The sequence below is a fragment of the Mesorhizobium sp. M2A.F.Ca.ET.043.05.1.1 genome (genome assembly GCF_003952445.1).
GTDB lineage: Bacteria > Pseudomonadota > Alphaproteobacteria > Rhizobiales > Rhizobiaceae > Mesorhizobium.
Genome location: NZ_CP034446.1, coordinates 4,798,140 through 4,816,893, shown reverse-complemented (window position 1 = coordinate 4,816,893; position 18,754 = coordinate 4,798,140). Strand labels below are relative to the sequence as shown.

Genomic DNA, 18,754 nt, shown 5'->3' with positions numbered 1-18,754 from the left:
TCATTGAGACAAGCAACCGTCGCCGGGAAGGAAGGCGTAGGTGGAGTTTCTCAACGATCTGCAGGCGCAGTTTTCGACGGCCTATGAGCTGCTGGCCGCCGGTTGGGGCGTGCAGCTTCTCTGGGGCATCGCCTGGACGCTCGCCGTCACCGTCGTCTCGATGCTGATCGGGGCCGTGCTGGGCTCGCTGGTGGCTGCGGCCAAGCTCTCGCATCGCGGAGGATTGAGGTTCATCGGCGAGAGCTACACCACCGTCTTCCGCGGCGAACCGGAACTTCTGATCATCTATCTGTTCTACTACGGCGGCACGCAGGTCCTGACCGGGGTGGCTCGCTCGACCGGATCGATCGGCTCGACCGACATCCTGAACATGCCGAGCTTCCTCGGCGGCGTGCTTGCGGTCGGAATCATTTCCGGCGCCTACCAGGCCGAGGTTTTTCGCGGGTCGTTCCTGGCGATCCACCGCGGCGAACTGGAGGCGGCCCGCGCCTACGGCATGTCGGCTTGGCTGCGGTTTCGCCTCGTGATCGTACCCCAGGTGCTGCGCCTCGCCGTGCCGGGGCTGGGCAATGTCTGGCAATTGACCATCAAGGATTCGGCGCTTATCTCGGTCACCGGCGTTGCGGAGCTGATGCTCACCGCGAACAAGGCCGCGCGTTCGACGCATCATTCGCTGCTTTTCTACACGGTCGCAGGCATCCTTTATTTGGTGATGACCTCGGTCTCGACACCGATCTTCGAAAAGGCCGAGCGTTACACCTCGCGCAGTTTCACGCGGCCGAAGTGAGGTGGCGGTGGATTTCGATTTCTACCTTTCCACCATGTGGAGCGTGCTCAAGGCGCTGCCGCTGACGCTCGAGATCTGGTTCTTCGGCATCGCCTTCGGGCTCGTCATCGCCACCGGCCTGACCTGGCTGCGGGCTTCCGGCTACAAATTGGGCGAATATTTCACCCGCGCCTATGTCTTCATCTTCCGCGGCTCGCCGCTCCTGGTGCAGCTCTATCTGATCTATTTCGGTCTCTCCCAGTTCGACTTCGTCCGCCACAGCCCGATCCTGTGGCCGATCCTGCGCGATCCGATGTATTGCACGATCGTCGCCATGGCTTTGAACACGGCCGCCTATGAGAGCGAGATTTTCCGCGGCGCACTGCGGGCGGTGCCGGTCGGACAGATCGAGGCGGCCAAGGCGTTCGGCATGTCGGCCTTCACCCGTTTCCGCCTCGTCACGCTGCCGATCGCGCTGCGGCTCGCTCTGCCGGCCTATTCGACCGAAATCATCCTGATGACCAAGGCGACTGCGCTCGCCTCGGTGGTCACGATCATGGAGATGATGGGAACGGCGCAGAAGATCCAGCACGACACATTCCGGCCGATCGAGGTGCTGACCTGCGCCGGCGTGATCTACCTGCTTCTCAACCTGTCGATCGCCCGGCTGTTCGCCTGGGTCGAATACCGGCTTTCCCCGCATCTGCGGCCGCCGCCCGAGCAGAGCCAGCAAATCAGACCCGTACCGGAGGTGTTGTGATGTCGGCAAATGTCGCCGCTGCCGCGCAAGCGGCATCGTCCCCGGACGACAAGGCAGCCATCAGCGTCAAGGACCTGCGCAAGTGCTTTGGCGATCACGAGGTGCTCAAGGGCATTTCGCTCGAAGCGCACAAGGGAGATGTCATCTCGATCCTCGGCTCGTCAGGGTCCGGCAAGAGCACGATGCTGCGCTGTATCAATCTGCTGGAGACGCCTGATTCCGGCGAAGTGCGGGTCGACGGCGAGCTCATCAAGATGAAGCAAAGCCGCGACGGCCGTCAGATGCCGGCCGACATCCGCCAGGTGGAACGCATCCGCGCCAACCTCGCCATGGTTTTCCAGAGCTTCAATCTCTGGTCGCACATGACGGTGCTCGAAAACCTCGTCGCAGCGCCGACGCATGTGTTGAAGCGGCCGCGCGCGGAATGCCTTGAGCAGGCCGAGGCTTTGCTGAAGCGCGTCGGCATATGGGAGCGCCGCAACTACTATCCGCCGCACATGTCGGGCGGCCAGCAGCAGCGCGCGGCAATTGCCCGCGCCCTGGCGATGAACCCCAAGGTGATGCTGTTCGACGAGCCGACATCCGCGCTCGATCCGGAACTGGTCGGCGAGGTGCTGCGCGTCATGCGCTCGCTTGCCGAGGAAGGGCGCACCATGCTGGTCGTCACCCACGAAATGAGCTTCGCCCGCGACGTGTCCAGCAAGGTCATGTTCCTGCACAAGGGCGAGGTGGATACGGTCGGCGAACCGAAGGAAATGTTCGCCAGGCCGCCGACGCCTCAATTCAAGCAGTTCATCGCCAACTTCAACAAGTAGGCGCCTCTCCTTCTCCCCTTGTGGGAGAAGGTGGATCGGCGCGAAGAGCCGAGACGGATGAGGGGTGTTCCAGCTTGGCAATGGCGTTCGCCTGGCAGCACCGTTGTGCCCAACCGCCAGCGCTTCATTCCTTCCAGCACCCCTCATCCGGCCGCTTCGCGGCCACCTTGCATAAGCGATGTTGTATGAAGTGGTCGTCCCGTAAGGGACGCCAACGGCCGGGTGGCCACCCGGCCGTTGGCGCCGATCGTCGGATCGCCAGCCACCCGAACCCGTGGGGTTAAGGAGAAGCAAGATCGCGATCGGCTCTTCATCGTGGCCCGGATGGTTGCTGGAACAACCTGGTTCGTATGCAAGGCAGGGAACGACGAAGATGAATGAGACTAGCACAAGAACCGCCGGAATCGACACCAGCAAGAAGTCGCTTGATGTCGCAACCTATCCGACGAGCGACAGGTTGCGCGTAGCCAATGCCAGAGACGGACATCAAGAGTTGGTTGCTTGGCTGAGCGCGCGTAAGATCAAACGCATCGGCATCGAAGCCTCCGGGGGTTACGAACGAGCCGTCGTGGAATATTTGCGCGAGCAGGGCTTCGAGGTCGCTCTCCTGCAGCCGCGTCAAGTGCATGCCTTTGCCATCTACAAGCTGCGTCGTGCCAAGAACGATCGTATCGACGCCGCCCTCATCGCCGAGTGCGCTGCCAATCTCGGCGACCTGCATGAACCGCCAGACACCAGGCTGGCCGCGTTCGCTGAGCATCTGCTCTTCATCGAGCAACTGGAGTACGATATCGCTCACCTCAAGACGCGGCGCGAGCACTTCACCACCAAGCGGATTCTCAACCAACTCAAGCGTGACGTTCAGCGTCTGCAGCGGCGCCGCGAGGCCGAACTGCTGCTCCTGCAGGTCGTCGTGTGCAAACACGATGATCTCGCTCGGCGGCTCGAGCTGATCGCCAGCGTTGATGGCATCGGCATACGCACCGCGCTCACCCTCGTCATCCTCTTGCCCGAACTCGGCAAGGTCAGTCGTGAGCAAATCTCTGCCTTGGTTGGCGTCGCTCCTTACGACGACGACTCGGGCGAACGTACCGGCGAGCGCCATATCGCCGGCGGTCGCAGTCGTGTCCGCCGAGCGCTCTTCAATGCTGCATTGCCCGCTTCCCAGCGCTGGAACACCGCCCTGGTCGCTCTCTACGGCCGCCTTACGAACAACGGCAAGGCCCACAGGAAAGCCATCATCGCCTGTGTCAGAAAGCTCCTCATCTTCGCCAACGCCGTCGTCGAACGCGGCACTCCGTGGAGCAAAGCTCCACCCGCAAACCACGCCGCCTAAGCTAATGGTTGCGCTTCTCCCACAAAGGGAGAAGGGAAGGCGCTTAGATCATGTCCGACAGGTCCGAAAACGCCATCGCCTTGCGCAGCACTTCGGCAAAGCGTTCGCCGGCGATGTCCTTGTCGCCGCTGTTGTCGATCGAGGTGACGTCCGGCCCGGTCAGCTTGACGCTGGTGCTGCGCGCCAGGCGGGCAAGCACCTCGCCGCGCGATTCGCGGCCGCGCGCCGCCAGCCGCTCGGCGAGGATCTCCGGCGTGGCGGTGATCTCGACCACGGCCAGGTTGGCGTAGCGTTCGCGCAGCGCCGGGATGACCGCGCGGGAGACATTCGCCACGGCGACGTGGCCGTTCGCCACGGCCCAGTCGACATCGGCCGGCAGGCCGTAGCGCAGGCCGTGCGCGTCCCAGCACAGCGAAAAGGCGCCGTCAGCCTCGGCTTCGGCGAAGGCGGCATCGGCCAGCGTGTCGTGGTCCTCGCTTGCGGTGTCGCTCGGCCTTGTGATGACGCGGCGCACGAATTCCAGCCGCGTCTCGCCGGCAAAACGCTGCTTGGCGTAGCCGATCACCGTATCCTTGCCGGCGCCGCTCGGGCCGACCACCGCGACGAAAACGCCGTTGCGGATCGGCAGGCTATCGGCCAGCTCTCGCTCGATGAGGGCCGAGACCATCATGCGACCCGGCGGCCCTGGCGCCACACAGTGCGCACGACCGGCACATGGTCGTCGACGCGCACGCGCACCAGGTCGGCCCGGCGGCCCGGCTCGAGGACGCCGCGATCGGAGAGGCCGACCGCTTCGGCCGGGTTCTTCGACACCATCGCCACCGCCTGCGGCAGCGAAATCCCTTCAACGACATCGCCGAGGAAGAAGGCCGACTGGATCAGGCTGAAAGGAATGTAGTCCGACGACAGGATGTCGAGCAGGCCGTCGGCGGCAAGCGTGCGCGCCGAGACATTGCCGGAATGCGAGGCGCCGCGCATGACGTTCGGCGCGCCCATCAGCACGCCGAGGCCAGCCGCCTTCGAGGCCCTGGCCGCTTCTTCCGTCGTCGGGAACTCGGCGACGCGCACGCCCTGCTCGATCGCCTCGTCGACATGGCCGGCGGTCGCATCGTCATGGCTGGCCAGCACGATGCCGCGCTCGCGGCAGGCGGCCGAGATGAAAACCCGGTTCGGGCCGGAATTGCTGGCCGATTCCGCCATCCGCTTCTCGCAGAATTTCTGGAAGTCGCGGTCGGTCAGCTTCAGCTTGCGCTGGTAGTAATAGGCATAGGTCTCGAGATTGACGAACTGGCGCTGTCCGGGCGCGTGGTCCATCAGCGAGGCGAGCTTCACCCTATCGTCGGTCTCGAAATTGGCGAAAGCCTCGAGGCAGTCCGGCGCCGAGACCTCGCAGCGCAAATGGATGAAATGGTCGGCCCTGAGCCGATCCTGGCGCACGCTGTCCTCGATCGCGTCGGCCAGCTTGCGCACGTCGTCGGATTTCAGGTCGGCGTCCTCGTCCATGCCGACGCGCAAGGCGTCGAGCACGGTGGTGATGCCGGCGGTCGCCACCTGGGCATCATGGGCAAGCACGGCGGCGATCGGGTTCCAGCGCACTTTCGGGCGCGGCGCGTAATGACCTTCGAGGTGATCGGTGTGAAGCTCGACAAGGCCCGGGATGATGAAGTCGCCGCCCATATCCTCGCCGGTGCGGGCAGCGCCCGGCTCGACGGCGGCGATCATGTCGTCGCGCAACAGAAGCGAGCCCTCGACGATCTCGTCGGGCAGCACGATGCGGGCATTGGTGAGAACGGTTTCGGCGGTCATCTCAGGCGGTCCTATCTCGAGCGGTCGGCAATCAAATCAGAGCAATTCCAGGAAAAGTGCTTTGCGGTTTTCCGTCCGGAATTGCGTTAAAACTAAAGATAGGGCGGTTCAGCGTTCCGCTGATCCGCCCTAGGCTGTCTTACGGGCCGGGCCACGGCCAAGCGCATGGTGCGAAAGCACCATGAACGGGGCGCCGGGCTCGCTTTCGACGAACAAGGTCAGCGCATCGACCGGCACCGGCTGGCGCAGCGCGTCGGCGAACAGGCCGTCGATCGCCGCGCGAAGACGCGGGCTCTCCTCGGGCCCGACACGCCCCGACAGCGTCATATGGAAGCGGAATGTGTCGAAGACGTAAGGATAGCCCCATTGGCAGAGGTTGCGGAACTCATCCGGCTTCAGCGCATCGGGGCTGCGGCGCTCGATCTCGGCTTCGGTGAGCGGCGCGCGGAAACTGTCGAAGGCGCGCACCACCTCGCCGGCGAAGTCGTTGAGCGGCGCGAACCGCGTTTCCGGCACCAGCGCGAAGAAGCCGTCGATCTGCCCGACGACCAGGCGCGGGATGACGACGGGCGGCGTCGCCTCGGCGAAAGCGTCGAGCGCGGCGCGCAGCGAAGCTTCCGTCTCGTTCGGCGCCAGCCGGAATGGCGCCTTCAGCGTCGCATGGAACCCGTAACGCCGGGCCGATGCCGTGTGGAAGGCGACTTCCGCCGCCGACAGATCGCCGACCGCCTCCACCGGCCGCGTCGCCGCCCCGAACGGGTCGCGGCCCAGCCAGTTGGCGGCAATGCGCGCCAGCTTCTCGTCCTGTCCCGGTGTGTAGTAGATGGCGTATCGCATCGGCGTTCCTCGTCAAGCGCGTCGCGCCCGAAGGATCATGCGACGCACTTCAAGTCATTGTCTTGGCAAGTCGTGGGTCCAAAACGCCAAGGCGTTTGCGGCGACATGCACCGGAACCGCTGCCATAGGTGATTTCCATGACGGATTGACGAAGCTTTCATGGGTTTTCGAAGGCAAGTCCAGCCGCAAGCTCGTTAGCCGACGATTTTTCCCGGCTGGACCAATGCGCGGTCAGGCCTTCATCAGCCATTCGTGCTCGGCCGCGTTGTGGAATTTCCACGTCCGCTTCGGTCCGGCCATGACGTTGAGGTAATAGAGGTCGTAGCCGTGGCAGGCCGCGCAGGGGTGATAGCCCTTCGGCACCAGCACGACATCGCCGTCCTCGATCGCTATCGCCTCGTCCAGCTCGCGCACGCCGTTGCGGTCGGCGTCGGTGTAGACGCGCTGGAAGGCAAAGCCCTGCGGCGGGTTGAGGCGGTGGTAATAGGTCTCCTCGAGATAGGATTCGGCCGGCAGATTGTCCTGGTCGTGCTTGTGCGGCGGGTAGCTGGAGGTGTGGCCGCCGGGCGTGATCACCTCGACCACCAGCAGCGAATCCGCCGGCTTGCCCTCGGGCAGGATGTTGGTGACATAGCGCGTGTTGGTGCCCTTGCCGCGCACCTCCTGGCCAAGATCGTCCGGCCCGATGACCCGCACCGGCAGGCCGCCGCCGAGGCCCGGCGCCGAGCAGACGGCGAGCTCCAACTCGGTGTCGGCGGTCACCGACCATTCAGTGCCTTGCGGCACATAGACCGACCAGGGCTTGCCCTCGAAGGGCGACATGCGCTCGCCGAGCAGGCCAAGATCCTTGCCGCCAGCGGTCGCCTTGCCCTTGCCGGTGACGAAGACCAGGCAGACCTCACGGTCGCCCGTCGTGCCGCCCGCCGCCTCGCCCGCCTTCAGCCGATGCAGGTCGAACCCGACATAGGTCCAGCCGGCGCTTTGCGGCGTGACGTGTGCGACATGGCCGTGGCCCCTGTCGGCCTTGACGAGCAGTTTCGACATCTTTGTCTCTCCTATCCCTATTCGCTCTAGCGGGCTGGCGACCCAGAGATTTCACCAGCTGAGGAATCCGGCGCAAACCTTCGCGATTGGCCGTGGCCTCCGAACTTCGTCATCCTAGGGCGAAGCAGGAGCGAAGCTCCGTCGCGGAGACCCTAGGATGACGAAGCGAGGTGCGTTTCGACTAGTCGCCAACGCATGAGGTCCGCCAGGCACGCAGTATCCGATCCGTAGAACCTTCTGAGCCATGGATCAGTCATTCCTTCGGTTCGGGGTCGGCCTTGTTCTCCTCAGCCGGCTTATACAGATAGAAAAACTGCCACACCGCGTAGCCGGCGAAGCCGAGCGCGATGACGCCCCAGAACGGCGTGCCGGAGGCGAACTCGATCGCCGACCAGATCAGGCAAACCGCGACGACCGCGATGCGCCGCCACAGCGGCCGGAAGAAGGGGTGTTCATAGTCTTTCATCGCGCCAATCCAGGATTTGTCCAAAGCGCAACGGATAAACCGCGCGCCCCGACTAATCCACCGTTCAGGCCGGAAACCCTTGCGTCTCCACCGTATAGCCGGCGGCCGTCATCACCCGCATCAGCTCCTTGTGGCCGACCTGGGCCATCTTGAGAGGCGGGTTCTTCTTCGGATCCTGTTCGGCTTCCACGACGAACCAGCCTTCATAGCCATGATCGGCGAAGCGCTGGACGATGGCGCCGAAATCGAGCGAGCCGTCGCCCGGCACGGTGAAGGCGCCGAGCGCCACGGCATCGAGGAAGGACTGTTTGGAGCGGTCGAGCCCTTCGATCACACCCATGCGCACATCCTTCACATGGACATGGTTGATGCGCTTGTGGTGGTTGTCGATGGCGCGCAGCACATCGCCGCCGGCAAAGGCGAGATGGCCGGCGTCGAGCAAAAGCGGGATGCCTTCGCCGGAGTTGCGCATGAAGGCATCGAGCTCCGGCTCGGTCTCGACCACAGCGGCCATGTGATGGTGGTAGGAAAGCGGCATGCCCTGCTCCGCGCACCATTCGCCGAATTCGGTGACGCGCCGGCCATAGGCCTTCATCTCGTCGTCCGAAAGTTTCGGCTTGGTGGCCAAAGGCTTGGAGCGGTCGCCCTGGATCGAGCGGCCGACCTCGCCATAGACGATGCAGGGCGCGTCGACCGCCTTGAACAGGTCGATCATCGGCTGGATACGGTCCTTGTTCTTCGCCAGGTCCTCGTTGACCAGCGTGCCGGAGAACCAGCCGCCGCAAAGCGTGACGTCGGCTGCTTTGAGGATCGGCAGCATCACCGAGGGATCATCGGGAAAGCGGCGGCCCTTTTCCATGCCGGTGAAACCGGCCGAACGCGACTGGCGCAGACACTCCTCCAGCGCTACGTCGTCGCTCAGCTCCACGAGATCGTCGTTCCACCACGCGATGGGGGACATGCCCAGTTTGGCTTTCAAGTCGTCACTCCAAATGTCGGTTCGTTGCGCGGCCGGATCAGCCTTGGCGGCTGCCCACGGCTTCCTCGTATTTCTTGCGCGCGGCGTTGACCTGCGGCCGCGACGAAACTTCCGGCACGGCGACGTCCCACCAGTGGCCGCCGGCTTCGGTCGAGATCAGCGGATCGGTGTCTATGACCAGAACGGTCGTCCTGTCGTTCTTCTTCGCCTTGGCCAGCGCCGTTTCCAGCTCGGCGATCGACGCCACCTTCTCGGCGATGGCACCCATGCTTGCCGCATGCGCGGCGAAGTCGACGTCGGGCAGCACCTCGTGGCGCGCGTCCTTCAAGAGATTGTTGAAGTTGGCGCCGCCGGTCGCCATCTGCAGCCGGTTGATGCAGCCATAGCCGCGATTGTCGAGCAGCACGATGGTGAGCTTCAGGCCAAGCATCACCGAGGTGGCGATCTCGGAATTCATCATCAGATAGGAGCCGTCGCCGACCATGACGACGACCTCCTGGTCGGGCTTGGCCATCTTGGCGCCGAGCCCGCCGGCGATCTCATAGCCCATAGTAGAGAAGCCGTATTCGCCATGATACGAGCCGGGGGCGCCGGCCTGCCAGAGTTTGTGCAGTTCTCCCGGCAGGCCGCCGGACGCATTCAGCAGCGTCACGCCCGAGCCCATGGCGCGCTGCACGGCGCCGATCACCTGCGCATCGGAAGGGTAGGCGGCGTTGGTCGAAGCCGTCACCTTGGCGGCGGCGGCCTGCCACTCCGTCTTGCCCCTCAGCGCATTGTCGGTCCAGGCGTTAGGGGCCTTCCAGCCCTTCAGCGCCGCGGCAAGCTCGGCGAGCCCCTCGGCCGCGTCGGCGACCAGCGGCAGGGCCCAGTGCTTGCCGGCGTCGAAGACCTGGGTGTTGAGCCCAATGATGGTGCGGCCGGCATTCTTGAACAGTGCCCAGGAACCGGTGGTGAAATCCTGCAGCCTGGTGCCGACGGCGAGCACGACGTCGGCCTCTTCCGCCAGCCGGTTGGCGGCCGACGTGCCGGTGACGCCGACCGCCGCCATGTTGAGCGGATGATCGTCAGGCAGCGAGGATTTGCCGCCCTGCGTCTCGCAGACCGGGATGCCCGCGCCCTGCACCAGCTTGGCGAGCTCGTCCGAGGCCTGCGAATAGAGCACCCCGCCGCCGGCGATGACCAGCGGCTTCTTCGCCCCTTTCAGCGCCGCGACGGCGGCGGCAAGCTCGTTGCGGTCCGGGCGCAACCGGCGCGGCGCCCAGACGCGCTCGGCGAACAGGCTTTCCGGATAATCATAGGCCTCGGCCTGCACGTCCTGGCAGAGCGACAGCGTGACGGGGCCGCATTCGGCCGGATCGGTCAGCACCTGCATGGCTCGGTTCAGCGCCGGGATGATCTGCTCCGGTCGAGTGATGCGGTCGAAATAGCGCGAGACGGGCCGGAAGCAGTCGTTGACGCTGGCCGTGCCGTCGGAGAAATCCTCCGCCTGTTGCAGCACAGGGTCGGGCAGACGGTTGGCGAAGACATCGCCGGGCAAAAACAGGACGGGCAACCGGTTCACATGCGCCAGCGCCGCCGCCGTCACCATGTTCAGCGCGCCAGGGCCGATCGAAGAGGTCGCGGCCATGAAGCGGCGGCGGAAATTCGCCTTGCCATAGGCGATCGCCGCATGCGCCATCGCCTGCTCGTTATGGGCGCGGAAGGTCGGCAGTTCGTCGCGGACCTGGTAGAGCGCCTCGCCGATGCCGGCGACATTGCCATGGCCGAAGATTGCCCACACGCCGCCGAAGATCGGCACCGTCTTGCCGTCGATCTCGGTCATTTGCCGGCTGAGAAAGCGGGTCAGTGCCTGCGCCATCGTCAGGCGAACGGTCTTCGTCATTGTCATTTCCTCCGGCTTTCGTTGACGCCGTTTTCTTATGCTGCCCGTGTTCTTATGCTGCTTTTCGGCCGCGCGCGGCAAGCCACGCTTCGGTCAACTGTTCGAAGCGCGACGCCATGTCGGCGATGGCCTCGTCATCCGAGATCTTGCCGGCCAGCCATTGTTCGGCGGCATTGATGAAGATGGTGCGGCCGACGGCGAAACCCTTGACGATTGGCGCGTTGGCGGTGGCGGCGAAGGCCGCGACCAGTTCGTTCTGCGGCGCTTCCAGCCCCAGCAGAACGACGCCGCGGCACCATGGGTCGTTCCTGACGATCACCTGTTCGATCTTCGCCCAGGCGCCTGCGGAAGCTTGCGGCTCGAGCTTCCACCAGTCGGGCTTGATGCCCAGCGCATAGAGTTCCTCCAGCGCGCGCGGAATGGTGGTGTCGTCGAGCTTGCCATGCTTGCCGGCGATGATTTCGACCAGCAGTTCGCGGCCGACTTTCCGCGCCGCCTCGAACAAAGCGCGCAGCTTCTGCTGCTGCTCGACTTTGAGCGTCTCGGGATCGTCCGGGTGATAGAAGCACAGGCATTTGATGCAATGGTCGACCGGCCATTCGGTGAGCTGCGAGCCGATATCCTGCGAAAATTCGAAGCGCAGCGGCCGCGATCCCGGCAACTCGACCGGACGACCGAGCCAGGCGAAAGGATGGCGGGCGAATTCGAACATGGCGTCGCGGCCGTATTTCTCGTCGATCAGCATGCCGTAGCCGTCGCGGCCGGCGGCGACTTTTGCCGCCGCCTTGACGGTCAGGACCTTGAAGTCGGGGATGCGCGAAACGTCGGCGCCGACCCTTGCCGCGACATCTTCCAACTGAACGCGATGGTCGCAGGCCAGAGCCATCAGCGAGGGAATGTCGCGCCTTCGCGTCGTCGCCCAATGGATATGGTTGATCGCCTCGTCCTTGCGCAGCGCCAGGTGCTTGCTGCCGTTCTTCAGGAAGAACTGCAGCTCTTCGAAGGTCGGATATTCCGGCGCGCAGAGCAGGCGCGACACCGCAAAGGCGCCGCAGGCATTGGCCCAGGTGGCGGCGGTGGCGAAGCTTTCGCCGCCGAGCCAGCCGCGCAGGAAGCCGGACATGAAGGCGTCGCCGGCGCCCAGCACATTGTAGATCTCGATCGGGAAACCCTTGCCGACGATGCCGTCCTCGAGATCGTCGCTGATCGGCCCGTCATAGACGATGCAGCCCTTGGCGCCGCGCTTCAGCACGATGGTGGCCGAGGACAGCGCACGGATCGTCTTCAGCGCGCTCAGGCAATCGTCGGCTCCGGAAGCGATCATGATCTCCTCCTCGGTGCCGACGATGAGGTCGCAATCGGGCAGCACCGTCTTCAGCTGCGCCGAGACGCGGTCGGATTTGACATAACGCTCGAAACCCTCGGCATGGCCGGCAAGCCCCCAGAGGTTCGGACGATAATCGATGTCGAAGACAACCTTGCCGCCTCGGGCCTTCATCAGCCGGATCACCTTGCGCTGCGCGGCATCGGAATTCGGCCGCGAGAAATGCGTGCCGGTGACGACCACCGAGCGCGCCGAGGCGATGAAGGCCTCGTCGATATCCTCTTCGGCCAGCGCCATGTCGGCGCAGTCGGAGCGGTAGAAGATCATCGGCGAGACGCCTTCGCTCTCGACCGAGAGCAGCACCAGCGCCGTCAGCCGCTCCTTGTCGGTCTTCAGGCCATCGACGGAGACGCCCTCGCGCCGGAGCTGCTCGCGGATGAAGCGGCCCATCTGCTCGTCGCCGACGCGCGTCAGCAGCGCCGAGCGCAGGCCGAGCCTTGCCGTGCCGACGGAAATGTTGGCCGGGCAGCCCCCCACCGACTTGGCGAAGGAGGTGATGTCCTCCAGCCGCGAGCCGATCTGCTGGCCATAGAGATCGACCGAGGCGCGGCCGATGGTGATGACGTCGAGCGGCGGGTATTTCCCTTCCACGGCTTCGCCCATTCGAACCTCCCATCGGCCTTGTTATGCAGAGCAGCGTCGTTTTGGACAGCACGCGCCGGCGACGGCGCGATGTCGCCAATATGAAATATTAATTCCAATCCGTAGTCAATATGGAATGAGTGTTCCCGAGCCGAAAAGCGCGCCTCCGCGAGGCTCAGCCCTTGCGCCGGCGCCCGGTTTCGCGGCGCTTTTCGCCGACGGCGACTGTCAGCGCCATCGCTAAAGCCATCGTCGCCGAGATCGAGCGGAAACCGCCGAAATCGGCCTCGGCGACCTCGAACCAGACCTTGGCGAATTGCGCCAGCGGCGAGAAGGACGAGTCGGTGATGGCCACGATCGGCACGCCCTGTTCCGCGATCGCGCGCGTCTCCTCGATGGTCGCCGGCGCGTAAGGCGAAAAGCTGATGGCAATGACGGCGTCGCGCGGTGTGGCGAAGCCGATCATCTCGGCGTTCAGCCCGGCGGCCGATTCCACCAGCTGGTTGCGGATCTTCAACTTGCCCAATGCATAGGCGATGTAGGACGCGACCGGATAGGAGCGGCGCTTGGCCAGCACGTAGATCGTCTCGGCCTTCGCCAGGAGCGCGATCGCCTCCTCGAAATGCGCATCGTTAAGCGAACGCGAAATGTCGCTGAGCGAGGTGCTGGCGGCGGCGACGAAGCCGTCGAAGATCGCCCGGTGACCAGCGCCTTCCTCGGCCTTGGCGCGCAGTGCCGCCAGCCTTTCGTCATAGGAGGAATTGCGTTCGCGCAGGCGCTCGCGGAAAACCTGCTGCAGGCTGGTGAAGCCGTCGAAGCCGAGCTGCTGGGCAAAACGGATCAGCGTCGAGGGCTGGACTCCGGCCGAGGCGGCGATGCTCGCCGCCGTGCCGAAGGCGATGTCGTCGGGATTGTCGAGCGCATAGGCGGCGATCTGCGCGATGCGCTTGGGCAGGCTCGCGCGCCTGTCCAGGATCGTCGCGCGCAGCGTTTCGAAATCGCGAGGCACCCGTTCGTCCATCGTCGCTCCGTCCGCGCCCATAATGGTTGTCCCTCTCCTGCCTCATCATAGCGAGTTCGCGCAAGAACACCATAAAAAATGATTTGTATGTTCCATTTATTATCGAAATGGACTAATTCATCCATATCAATATTCCCAAGTCTCGGAGACAATCGACATGGTCGGAGTGGGCCTCATCGGCACGGGCTTCATGGGCAAGTGCCACGCCATCGCCTGGAACGCGGTGGGCACCGTCTTTCCCGATGTCGACAAGCCGAAACTGGTGCATCTGGGCGAGGTGAATGACGAGTTGGCCCAGCGCAAGGCCGGCGAGTTCGGCTTCGCCAAGGGCTCCGGCGACTGGCGCGCTGTGGTCAACGATCCAGAGGTGGATGTCGTCTCGCTGACCACGCCGAACCAGTTCCATCCCGAGATGGCGATCGCCATTCTCGAAGCCGGCAAGCATCTGTGGTGCGAGAAGCCGATGGCGCCGAGTTTCGCCGAGGCCGAGACCATGGCGGCCGCGGCCAGGAAATCCGGCAAGGTCGCCGGACTCGGCTACAACTACATCCAGAACCCCGCCATCCGCCATATCGGCGCGCTGCTCGAGGAAAAGATCATCGGCGATGTCAACCTCGTGCGCATCGAGATGGACGAGGACTTCATGGCCGACCCGGAAGCGCTGTTCTTCTGGAAGCACGAGGCGGCGTCCGGTTACGGCGCGCTCGACGATTTCGCCGTCCATCCGCTGTCGCTGATCAAGGTGCTGTTCGGCCGCGTTTCGCGCGTCATGTGCGACATGGCCAAACCCTATGCCGACCGCAAGACGGCGTCCGGAGAACGCCGCGCGGTCGAGACCTACGACATCGCCAGCGTCTTGCTGCATCTCGAGAACGGCGTCGCCGGCACGCTGCTTGTCAACCGCTCGGCCTGGGGCCGCAAAGGCCGCATCGCCATCCAGATCTTCGGCTCGAAGGGCTCGATCCTCTACGACCAGGAGCGGATGAACGAATTCCAGCTCTATCTCACCGCCGACCGGCCGACCGAGCAGGGCTATCGCACCATCCTGGTCGCGCCGCACCACAAGCCCTATGATTCCTTCCTGCCCGCGCCGGGCCACGGCCTCGGCTTCAACGACCTCAAGATGATCGAATGCCGCGAGCTTTTGATGCGCATCGCCGGCAAGCCGGCCCGCATCATCGACTTCGACGAGGGGCTGGAGATCGAGCGCACCGTGCATGCCATGGCGCGCTCCTTCCAGGAGCAGCGCTGGGTCGATGTGAGGTGATCGAGCCGAGCGCCGGGACCGGTTTGGCGGCCCACGGCGACCGGCCAATGCGATAATGGATCTGAGCATCAGGCCAGGTTAATGGCGACGTTACGCAGCAGCGCCACGGATTTGCGCATGCCCTCCATCGGCGACAGCATCATGTCCTCGTGCTCGATCGACAGCACGTCGTCGTAGCCGGCCTGCTTCAGCGCGGTGCAGAACTGCCGCCACCAAGTCTCGCCGTGGCCGTAGCCCAGCGTGATGTAGTTCCAGGCCCTTTCGGAAAAAAGCGTTGGCGGTCGCGCATCGAGCACGCCGTCGATGCCGGCCGGCACCGGCTCGACGCGCGTATCCTTGGCGTGGACATAGTAGATCGCCGAGCCAAGCTTGCGCACGGCGGCAATCGGATCGGCGCCCATCCACATCGGATGGCTCGGATCGTAGTTCGCGCCGACCGTTTCGCCGACGGCATCGCGCAGCCGGAACAGCGTCTGGACATTGTAGACGGCCTGATGACCATGCAGCTCCAGGCAAAGCTTCCTGATACCCAGGTTATTCGCAAACCCGACGAGATCGCGCCAATAGGGAATGATGCAGTCGTCCCATTGGTAGCGCTGGATGTCGGCGCATTCGGGCGGCCAGTCGGTGATGATCCAGTTGGGGTTGGCGTCGCCCGGCCCGCCGGGCAGCCCTGACATCATCACCACGCGGTCGATGCCCATCAGGCTCGCCAACCGGATCGTGTCCTCGGTCACCTGGCGGTGCTGCTTGCCTTGCGGTCCCGGATGCAGCGGGTTGCCCGAGCAGTTGAGCGCCGCGATCGTCAGCCCGTGGTCGCGGACCTTGGCGACGAATTCGGCGCGGGTGGCGGCACTGTCCAGCATCGCCGCCAGGTCGATATGCGGCGCCGACGACCAGTTGCCGCAGGCGAACTCTAGAGTCTCCAGCCCGAGTTCGGCCGAGGCGCGCAGCATCTCGTCGAAGGACAGGTTGCCCAGGCTGTCGGTGATCATGCCGATCTTCATTATTGTCGCTTCCCGTTGACTTCAGACCATGCGCTCAGAGCTTTACCGGCTCGAACCGGCCGGACCGCGCCGACGCAAGCGCCGCCTCGCAGAGGATCATGGCCTTGCGGCCGTCACTCGCCGTGACCGCCGGGCTGCTGCCGGTTTCGACGCAGCTGATGAAGTGATCGATCTCGGCGGCGTAGGATTCCGCGTAGCGTTCGACGAAGAAGTAATAGGGCTTGTCGCGCGATATGCCCTTGCCGCCATACATCTCCACCGAGGTAGGCAGCCGGTTGCCGGCCTGCAGCATGCCGTCGGCGCCATGCACCTCGATGCGCTGGTCATAGCCATAGGCGGCCCTGACGCTGTTGTTGATGTGGCATTGCCGGCCGGATGCCGTTCGCAGGATGAACATCGCGGTGTCGTAGTCGCCGAGCTTCCTGTATTGCGGCGCCACCAGCGAGGAGCCGGTCGCGAACAGTTCCACCGGTTCCTCGCCGAGCATGTTCCGCGCCATGTCGAAATCGTGGATGGTCATCTCGCGAAAGACGCCGCCGCCTCCGGCCAGCGCTTCCTCGGTTTCGGGTTCGGGATCGCGGCTGGTGATGATGACCTGCTCGACAGCGCCGATCTCGCCGCCGTCCAGCCGCTCCTTCAGCGCCCGGAAGCTCGGATCGAAGCGACGGTTGAACCCGATCTGGAAAGGCACGCCGGCCTTCGCGACCGCGGCCAGGCACTCGTCGGTGCGCTTGAGGTCGAGATCGATCGGCTTCTCGCAGAAGATCGCCTTACCCTTTGCCGCCGCTGCCATGGCGAGGTCGGCGTGGGTGCGCGTCGCGGAGGCGATGAACACCATCTTCACCGCCGGATCGTTCATCACGGTCTCGGTGTCGGCGATCTCGGCGCTGGTCGCGGCCGCGACCTTGGCGGCGGCCTCCCGGTTGGGATCGACGATATAGCGCAGCCGCACCTTCGGGTGACGCGCGAGATTGCCGGCATGCACCTTTCCGATCAGCCCAACTCCGAACAGACAAACATCCATCATTGCGTTCAACTTTCCTGTGCAGCCGTCCGCGACGGCGAGTTCAACATGCCCCGCCGGCGGTCACTTCACGGCGCCCATGGTCAGGCCGCGAACCAGGTGGCGCTGCACCAGCAGCGCGAAGAAGACGATCGGCAGCGCGCCGATGACGCCGGCCGCCGACATCGAGGCCCAGTCGGTATCGATGCGCCCGATGAGCGTGGCGGTGCCGCGCGGCATGGTCATGGCGCGTGGCGTCGCCGTCAGCGCCAGCGCGAAGAGGAATTCGTTGAAGGTCACCAGCACGGCGAAGATGGCGGTGGCCGCCAACCCAGGCGCTGCCAGCGGCAGCGTGATACGGCGGAAGGCGCCGAAGCGTGAATCGCCGTCGACCATCGCCGCCTCCTCAAGGTCGACCGGGATTTCGCGGAAGAAGCTCTCCATCATCCAGACGCAGAAGGTGACGTTGAAAGCTGTGTAGGTGGCGATCAGGCCGAGCCAGCTGTCGAGCAGCCCGAGGCTCAGCATCAAGAGGTAGACCGGGATCAGGATCACCACCGGCGGGATGATGCGCAGCGTGAGCAGGAACAGGCCGACCTTGCGCTCCGCGGCGAAGGGCAGACGGAATCTCGCGATCGCGTAGGCGCCCATCGCGCCGAAGACCAGCGCTATCGCGACCGAGAAGAAGGTGACCACCAGCGAGTTCGTCAGATAGGAGCCGAACTGCTTTTCGGTGAACAGCCTGACGTAATTGTCGAGCGTCGGCACATGCGGATAGAGCGTGCCTTCCTGGGTGATCTCGCGATTGGACTTGAGCGAGGTGGACACCAGCCAGTAGATCGGCAGCAGCACGACTGCCAGCACGAAGATGGTGGTGAGGATGCGCGCCAGACGGGTGCTCATGACGCGTCGATCCTGCGCAGCAGCCTGATGGCGCTGAAGGCGAGCGCGAGCACGACGAGGCCGATCGTCACGAACAGCGCCGCCGCATATCCGGTCTGCTGGAACTTGAACGCGGTATCGTAGCCATAGATCGAGATCAGCCTCGTCGCTTCGCCCGGCCCGCCTCGGGTCAAGACGAAAACCTGGTCGAACGTGCCGAAGGCGTCGATGGTGCGCAGCACGATGGCGATCGCAAGCACCGGGCGCATCATCGGGAAGGTGAGATCGGCGAAGACGCGCCAGGATCCGGCGCCGTCGACGCGCGCCGCCTCGAACGGCTCGTGCGGCAGCGACTGCAGGCCGGCGAGCAGGATCAGGAACATCAGCGGCGTCCACTCCCACACATCGAGCACGACAAGGCCGATGAAGGCATTGAGCGGGTTGCCGAGGATCTGGACGCCGCCGCCGCCCATGGCCTCCGAGAGCGCCGTCAGCATGCCGGCATCGCTGGCGTAGATCAGCCTGAACAGGATGGCGACGACGACCGGCGTGATCACCATGGGGATGATCAGCACCGTCCTGAGCAGCCTTATGCCGCGGAATTCGTGCAGGCAGAACAAGGCCAGCGCGAAGCCCAGCACCGCCTCGATCGACACCGAAAGCGCCACGAACTTGACCGTGACCCACAGCGAATTCAGGAACTGCGCGTCGCTCCAAAGCTGCACATAGTTGTGAAAGCCGACATCTGCGACAGGCGAACCGTAGCGGTAAGCCCTGGTGCTGGCGCGCAGCCCATCCCAAAGCGGATAGACCAGCACGCCGAGCACGACCATCAGGCCGGGCGCCAGCATGAGATAGGGGAGGGCGAGGTCGAGCCCCGCCCCCTGCAGGCGATATTTGCGTGCCTGCATGCCGGT

General features: G+C 64.5%; 18 protein-coding genes. 5 read left to right on the top strand and 13 right to left on the bottom strand.

The features are described from left to right. Positions 1-40: 40 nt before the first annotated feature. From EJ069_RS23220 to EJ069_RS23205, 4 genes are all read left to right on the top strand, one after another. On the top strand, positions 41-787 hold the full coding sequence (locus EJ069_RS23220) for an ABC transporter permease subunit (RefSeq protein ID WP_245456251.1): 747 nt from the start codon (positions 41-43) through the stop codon (positions 785-787). A gap of 7 nt (positions 788-794) precedes the next feature. After that, a complete protein-coding gene (locus tag EJ069_RS23215; RefSeq protein WP_245456249.1) occupies positions 795-1,526 on the top strand; it encodes an ABC transporter permease in 732 nt (243 codons plus the stop codon). Further along, positions 1,526-2,341 carry an ATP-binding cassette domain-containing protein gene (locus EJ069_RS23210; RefSeq protein WP_126063295.1) on the top strand — a complete coding sequence of 272 codons (816 nt, stop codon included), beginning with the start codon at positions 1,526-1,528 and terminating at the stop codon, positions 2,339-2,341. Before EJ069_RS23215 ends, EJ069_RS23210 begins: the two co-directional genes overlap by 1 nt. Positions 2,342-2,714: 373 nt before the next feature. Further along, entirely contained in the window at positions 2,715-3,677 is a 963-nt protein-coding gene (locus EJ069_RS23205) for an IS110 family transposase (protein ID WP_126060767.1), read from the top strand. Positions 3,678-3,720: 43 nt separating this feature from the next. On the opposite strand, the gene phnN is transcribed toward EJ069_RS23205, so the two are convergent. From phnN to EJ069_RS23160, 9 genes are all read right to left on the bottom strand, one after another. After that, a complete protein-coding gene (phnN, locus tag EJ069_RS23200; protein ID WP_189475942.1) occupies positions 3,721-4,347 on the bottom strand; it encodes a phosphonate metabolism protein/1,5-bisphosphokinase (PRPP-forming) PhnN in 627 nt (208 codons plus the stop codon). Then, entirely contained in the window at positions 4,344-5,483 is a 1,140-nt protein-coding gene (locus EJ069_RS23195) for an alpha-D-ribose 1-methylphosphonate 5-triphosphate diphosphatase (protein ID WP_126063294.1), read from the bottom strand. Before EJ069_RS23195 ends, phnN begins: the two co-directional genes overlap by 4 nt. A gap of 129 nt (positions 5,484-5,612) precedes the next feature. Then, entirely contained in the window at positions 5,613-6,320 is a 708-nt protein-coding gene (locus tag EJ069_RS23190) for a DUF1045 domain-containing protein (RefSeq protein ID WP_126063293.1), read from the bottom strand. A gap of 231 nt (positions 6,321-6,551) precedes the next feature. After that, complete coding sequence (gene iolB / locus EJ069_RS23185) at positions 6,552-7,364, bottom strand: 5-deoxy-glucuronate isomerase (protein WP_126063292.1); 813 nt, start codon at positions 7,362-7,364, stop codon at positions 6,552-6,554. 253 nt (positions 7,365-7,617) lie between these two features. Next, positions 7,618-7,830, bottom strand: a complete 213-nt coding sequence (locus EJ069_RS23180; RefSeq protein ID WP_126063291.1) for a DUF3329 domain-containing protein — start codon at positions 7,828-7,830, stop codon at positions 7,618-7,620. Between the two features lie 64 nt (positions 7,831-7,894). Continuing rightward, on the bottom strand, positions 7,895-8,809 hold the full coding sequence (iolE, locus tag EJ069_RS23175; RefSeq protein ID WP_126063290.1) for a myo-inosose-2 dehydratase: 915 nt from the start codon (positions 8,807-8,809) through the stop codon (positions 7,895-7,897). 37 nt (positions 8,810-8,846) lie between these two features. Next, positions 8,847-10,691 (bottom strand): 3D-(3,5/4)-trihydroxycyclohexane-1,2-dione acylhydrolase (decyclizing), encoded by a 1,845-nt coding sequence (gene iolD / locus EJ069_RS23170; RefSeq protein ID WP_126063289.1) that lies wholly within the window; start codon positions 10,689-10,691, stop codon positions 8,847-8,849. A gap of 52 nt (positions 10,692-10,743) precedes the next feature. Further along, positions 10,744-12,678, bottom strand: coding sequence for a 5-dehydro-2-deoxygluconokinase (iolC, locus tag EJ069_RS23165; protein WP_126063288.1), 1,935 nt, complete (start codon positions 12,676-12,678; stop codon positions 10,744-10,746). A 154-nt stretch (positions 12,679-12,832) separates the two neighbouring features. Then, entirely contained in the window at positions 12,833-13,678 is an 846-nt protein-coding gene (locus EJ069_RS23160; protein ID WP_189475939.1) for a MurR/RpiR family transcriptional regulator, read from the bottom strand. A 157-nt stretch (positions 13,679-13,835) separates the two neighbouring features. Here EJ069_RS23160 and EJ069_RS23155 point away from each other — a divergent pair, with 157 nt between their 5' ends. Continuing rightward, positions 13,836-14,945, top strand: a complete 1,110-nt coding sequence (locus EJ069_RS23155; protein ID WP_126063286.1) for a Gfo/Idh/MocA family oxidoreductase — start codon at positions 13,836-13,838, stop codon at positions 14,943-14,945. Positions 14,946-15,013: 68 nt separating this feature from the next. Here the strand turns inward: EJ069_RS23155 and EJ069_RS23150 are convergent, their stop codons facing one another. The 4 genes from EJ069_RS23150 to EJ069_RS23135 are packed head-to-tail and all read right to left on the bottom strand — an operon-like array spanning position 15,014 to position 18,748. Then, on the bottom strand, positions 15,014-15,952 hold the full coding sequence (locus EJ069_RS23150) for a sugar phosphate isomerase/epimerase (protein ID WP_126063285.1): 939 nt from the start codon (positions 15,950-15,952) through the stop codon (positions 15,014-15,016). Between the two features lie 34 nt (positions 15,953-15,986). Further along, the gene (gene iolG / locus EJ069_RS23145) at positions 15,987-16,979 is read right to left on the bottom strand and encodes an inositol 2-dehydrogenase (RefSeq protein WP_126063284.1); all 993 of its coding nucleotides are present in this window, start codon (positions 16,977-16,979) and stop codon (positions 15,987-15,989) included. A gap of 60 nt (positions 16,980-17,039) precedes the next feature. Next, positions 17,040-17,858, bottom strand: a complete 819-nt coding sequence (locus tag EJ069_RS23140) for a carbohydrate ABC transporter permease (RefSeq protein ID WP_126063283.1) — start codon at positions 17,856-17,858, stop codon at positions 17,040-17,042. Further along, positions 17,855-18,748 carry a sugar ABC transporter permease gene (locus EJ069_RS23135; protein WP_189341607.1) on the bottom strand — a complete coding sequence of 298 codons (894 nt, stop codon included), beginning with the start codon at positions 18,746-18,748 and terminating at the stop codon, positions 17,855-17,857. Before EJ069_RS23135 ends, EJ069_RS23140 begins: the two co-directional genes overlap by 4 nt. Positions 18,749-18,754: the final 6 nt, after the last annotated feature.

What these genes read in the sequence shown, in the direction of transcription:
- EJ069_RS23210 (WP_126063295.1), top strand. Translation starts at nt 1,526, where the DNA reads ATGTCGGCAAATGTCGCCGCTGCCGCGCAAGCGGCATCGTCCCCGGAC.
- EJ069_RS23205 (WP_126060767.1), top strand. Translation starts at nt 2,715, where the DNA reads ATGAATGAGACTAGCACAAGAACCGCCGGAATCGACACCAGCAAGAAG.
- phnN (WP_189475942.1), bottom strand. Translation starts at nt 4,347, where the DNA reads ATGATGGTCTCGGCCCTCATCGAGCGAGAGCTGGCCGATAGCCTGCCG.
- EJ069_RS23195 (WP_126063294.1), bottom strand. Translation starts at nt 5,483, where the DNA reads ATGACCGCCGAAACCGTTCTCACCAATGCCCGCATCGTGCTGCCCGAC.
- EJ069_RS23190 (WP_126063293.1), bottom strand. Translation starts at nt 6,320, where the DNA reads ATGCGATACGCCATCTACTACACACCGGGACAGGACGAGAAGCTGGCG.
- iolB (WP_126063292.1), bottom strand. Translation starts at nt 7,364, where the DNA reads ATGTCGAAACTGCTCGTCAAGGCCGACAGGGGCCACGGCCATGTCGCA.
- EJ069_RS23180 (WP_126063291.1), bottom strand. Translation starts at nt 7,830, where the DNA reads ATGAAAGACTATGAACACCCCTTCTTCCGGCCGCTGTGGCGGCGCATC.
- iolD (WP_126063289.1), bottom strand. Translation starts at nt 10,691, where the DNA reads ATGACGAAGACCGTTCGCCTGACGATGGCGCAGGCACTGACCCGCTTT.
- iolC (WP_126063288.1), bottom strand. Translation starts at nt 12,678, where the DNA reads ATGGGCGAAGCCGTGGAAGGGAAATACCCGCCGCTCGACGTCATCACC.
- EJ069_RS23160 (WP_189475939.1), bottom strand. Translation starts at nt 13,678, where the DNA reads ATGGACGAACGGGTGCCTCGCGATTTCGAAACGCTGCGCGCGACGATC.
- EJ069_RS23155 (WP_126063286.1), top strand. Translation starts at nt 13,836, where the DNA reads ATGGTCGGAGTGGGCCTCATCGGCACGGGCTTCATGGGCAAGTGCCAC.
- EJ069_RS23150 (WP_126063285.1), bottom strand. Translation starts at nt 15,952, where the DNA reads ATGAAGATCGGCATGATCACCGACAGCCTGGGCAACCTGTCCTTCGAC.
- iolG (WP_126063284.1), bottom strand. Translation starts at nt 16,979, where the DNA reads ATGATGGATGTTTGTCTGTTCGGAGTTGGGCTGATCGGAAAGGTGCAT.
- EJ069_RS23140 (WP_126063283.1), bottom strand. Translation starts at nt 17,858, where the DNA reads ATGAGCACCCGTCTGGCGCGCATCCTCACCACCATCTTCGTGCTGGCA.
- EJ069_RS23135 (WP_189341607.1), bottom strand. Translation starts at nt 18,748, where the DNA reads ATGCAGGCACGCAAATATCGCCTGCAGGGGGCGGGGCTCGACCTCGCC.